The 3,612-nt window shown below is 35.1% G+C and carries 4 protein-coding genes; 2 read left to right on the forward strand and 2 right to left on the reverse strand.

All coding sequences use genetic code 11. The features are described 5' to 3' along the window. Positions 1 to 589 precede the first annotated feature (589 nt). Positions 590 to 886, reverse strand: a complete 297-nt coding sequence (locus AN214_RS21530) for a hypothetical protein (RefSeq protein WP_054981591.1) — start codon at positions 884 to 886, stop codon at positions 590 to 592. 165 nt (positions 887 to 1,051) lie between these two features. Beyond that, entirely contained in the window at positions 1,052 to 1,426 is a 375-nt protein-coding gene (locus tag AN214_RS21535; RefSeq protein WP_054981592.1) for a helix-turn-helix domain-containing protein, read from the reverse strand. A 99-nt stretch (positions 1,427 to 1,525) separates the two neighbouring features. Here AN214_RS21535 and AN214_RS21540 point away from each other — a divergent pair, with 99 nt between their 5' ends. Together AN214_RS21540 and AN214_RS21545 are read left to right on the forward strand one after the other, a co-directional pair. Then, positions 1,526 to 2,635 (forward strand): phage/plasmid replication protein, encoded by a 1,110-nt coding sequence (locus AN214_RS21540; RefSeq protein ID WP_054981593.1) that lies wholly within the window; start codon positions 1,526 to 1,528, stop codon positions 2,633 to 2,635. Next, positions 2,635 to 2,853, forward strand: coding sequence for a hypothetical protein (locus AN214_RS21545; protein WP_054981594.1), 219 nt, complete (start codon positions 2,635 to 2,637; stop codon positions 2,851 to 2,853). Before AN214_RS21540 ends, AN214_RS21545 begins: the two co-directional genes overlap by 1 nt. The last annotated feature ends 759 nt before the right edge of the window (positions 2,854 to 3,612 follow it).

Raw genomic sequence — 3,612 nt, forward strand, 5'->3', positions numbered from 1 at the left:
TACGTTAGGTGGTCTGGTGATAAGGCGATACTTTACGAATATTAACTCCCCATTTCTTTTCCAGTTCTTCAGCATGTCTGTAGTAAGTTTCTCTACTCATCAAAAAATACGGATCAAACCCTAAACGCCAAGTAATCCATGTACCACGCAACCTGCATGGAAGGCGTATTAAAAATAACTGTTCTTCAGTCGTCAAAGTGATGTCATTATTCAAGGTAAAACTCGCGATAAAATGGCGTAGCCATGTAAGGCCACTGTTTGAAGTGAAGTTTTACTGCAATTGGTAATTGGCCGCAACCGAAACAAACTAAACTCGAAGTGCATTGCCGAGCGCAGCGCGCTCCCTTGCTAAACTTTTGGATGTGTCGTTTTTGTAGAGAGTCCACATACTATAACAGTGGACTCTTGTCCCAATATGGTACTTTTTATATAAAGGAGGGCACCCGCTTGCGGGAGGATACCTTTATATAAAAGGTACAAATAGAGTGGGGTTGTCTAGTGACACCCCCACTTTGGTATGGAATCCCATACTTTTTATTAGTGTGCTGTCTAGTTACACGCACACTTTACCGCGGAATACCGCGGTTTTTTAATTAACTTCTTCAGGTGTTAAAGCTGCAATATGTTTGCCCAGGTCAAACAACCAAACAATTCTAGCTTCAGGTTTAATGTTGTTTTTGATTCTTGTTACTTTTTTCAAGCTATGGAATTTTTTAGCGTTAACCGGTGATGGACTCCAAGTCATTAATGTTGCATCTGGGCTATCATTATAGTTATGTAAAAATTCATCACTGTTTTCTAAATGGATTGCATACCCAACGAACTTGGTTTCTTCCGGCAACTCGAATTCTTTTTTAAGGTATTCTAAATCTATTTTTTCTAGCATAGTGCATCCTTGTTTTTGCTAAGTTTACCAGTTCGGGTTCTAGTAACACCCGAACTAACTCCTGACTTCAGGAATTTTATATTAGTCTTTCACGTTACATTTTTGATTTGTAGCACTTTTTATGGTATTTCTACTACTAAGTAGTTCACTCGATACTTTCAGTATCTAATCACTACTATTTATCCAATTTTCAGCTTCTGATTTCATAATCAATGCTTCAAGTAACTCTATAGCTATTTGCTTTTTCTCTTCTGGCATTTTGCATACGCCATTAATCAATCTTTTTAACTTTTCATCTCCATCTTCGCTTTTGTTATCGAAGATCAGTTCATCAGAACTACAGTTTAAAGCTAGTGATAATTTCTTAATTGTTTCTAATTTTGGCTGAACAGTTCCTCTTTCTATTCTAGATATCTGTGCCAACTCAACATTTGCTTTCTCTGACAACTTACCCTGTGTAAACCCTTTTTTGGTTCTAAGTGTCTTTAAATTTTCGCTTATAGTCATGTTTTCATCACTTAATTTGTTCTGTTTGTTCATTGTAACCCCACATTTTGAACTTAAATGTTGACATAGACATGTAAGCCTAATTATATTTGCTTTATCTGTCTATTGACAGGTTGGCTTGGGAAGGGATTTATGAACGGTTTTTTTATAGATAAATTGGTTATGCATCAGGAACATTCTGATCGCATACCTGTTGTCGGTAAAAGCCTTTGTATCGAGCATGATTTACAAACAGGTGAGTTTATACATCAATCACCAAAATCTTTGACAGTTGAAGGTTCTTATTCAACAAAGCTTCAAATTAGATCAAATGGAAATAGGGTATCAGTGTCAGGGAATCCTTCGAGGTACAATCGATTAGATAATTTATTTGGCTTATCTTGCTTGGACGACTGTGTTTCTATTTATAACAATATTCTTGCCGAGTATGGCTTGCCTCCCTTTACCAAGAACTCATTAATTTTCAGTCAATCAGGTGTCAAAGCAAACAGGATTGAAAATGGAGCCATTATTACTGCGATTGATTGGACTAGAAATCACTTCGTTGGAGCGAACAACGAGCTGACTTTTTTAAGAGGTATTTCTTCACAAAGTGTTGGTGAAAGGGCTAAATCAGGGCATTTATATCCAGATGGAAATACTTCAGCTTGGGGTTATGACTCTTGGAGGCCTTATATAATTTATAACAAGGCATTTGACTTAAAAAAGAGAGCAAAGAAATTACTAAAGAATGCTTCAAAACAAGATATTGATTACTTTGAAAAACTAATACAGTTTTGTGAACAAAATGGAGTCGTCCGAGAGGAATATAAATTTAAAAGACTATTTTTACAAAGACACAAATTGAGACATTACGGTTTACTTAAAGAAATTGACTTTAATAAGCACCTAGGCGAATTAGAGAAAATTATTAAAAGGTGCAAGATAAGCGGGGAGCAAAGCATGACTATCGCCGACAAATTATTACAAAATGAAATAGTGAAAAGCCGCCAATCAGCAAATGCAACGCAGTCTTACGCCATGTTATGGATGCAAGGTATCGATATAAAAACACAGCTTAGTCAAAGCAATTATTATGTCCATAAATCTAGGCTAAAGGCCATTGGAATAGATATTAATGTTCCATTTGACGTGACGAGAATGTCACCAATGAGAATTAAACAAACCGAAATTGAGATTTCACAATTGATACCGCCAAATTGGTATCGTCATGCCCAAAACCATACTTTAAGGATTGCATAATGGAACTATCAAACGTAATTGAAAAATCAGGAACACCGATCATTACTGATTTACAAATTGAACAGCTAGCCGAAAAACATTCTGAACTATGTCATGGTGTTTATGCATCATTTAATGGTGGTGCTAAATTTGAAGATGTAGAGCCATTACTTATTAAAATGCTCGATCAGGCTTCTGAAATATCTTCTTTATTAATGTTGAAAAAAGCTATTCAATAAATAAAGTCACATTTTACTTGCGCTTGTCGCAAGTAATAGTGACTAAATTATTACGCAAAAACCTGTATATACCCCCAGTATTTACGCATTTTCACTCAATAATACGCAAAAATACACCCCATCAAACTCTCTCAGAACGCCTCAGAACCGTTTAAACAGTAAATACGTTACTTGTAACGGTTTACAGAATGTAAACGCTCTTAATGTATTACAGATGTCTTATTTTTGATTTTTCAGAATAAGGGGTTGGAGTATCTTTGGGATGTGATATACTAAGCTTAGTTAGATCAAAAAAACCGCAATTAAGCGGTTTTATGAAATCTAACTTCAATATGCATTGAAGGTAGAACTATGAAAATTCATAGCCTGAACAACTGCGAGTTTAAACGGTTTTTCCTTAAATGTGAAATTTTATATTTTAAATTTATCCAATAAATGGATAAGGAGAAAACTATGGCTCGTCCAAAAACAGTTAACGTTAGACGTTATAAACGATATAAGAATGGTCAATTCGAAGATGTTTGCAAACATAAGCGAAGTAGCCCAAGACGTTGACTTTAAAAGATAAAGCCTGATTCACATCAGGCTTTTTTGTTTTGTTAGAAATATAAATTAACTGTACCTTTTCCAAACCTTAAACCTGACTAACTGTACCCAATACAAATCTAAATATTTTTTATAAAAGTAGACGAGCCAAGCGAAGTCTGAGCGTAGCGAGGATACTTATATAAAATAGATTCAAACTTTAATACCCATAAT

The organism is Pseudoalteromonas sp. P1-9 (assembly GCF_001399975.1).
Lineage (GTDB): Bacteria > Pseudomonadota > Gammaproteobacteria > Enterobacterales > Alteromonadaceae > Pseudoalteromonas.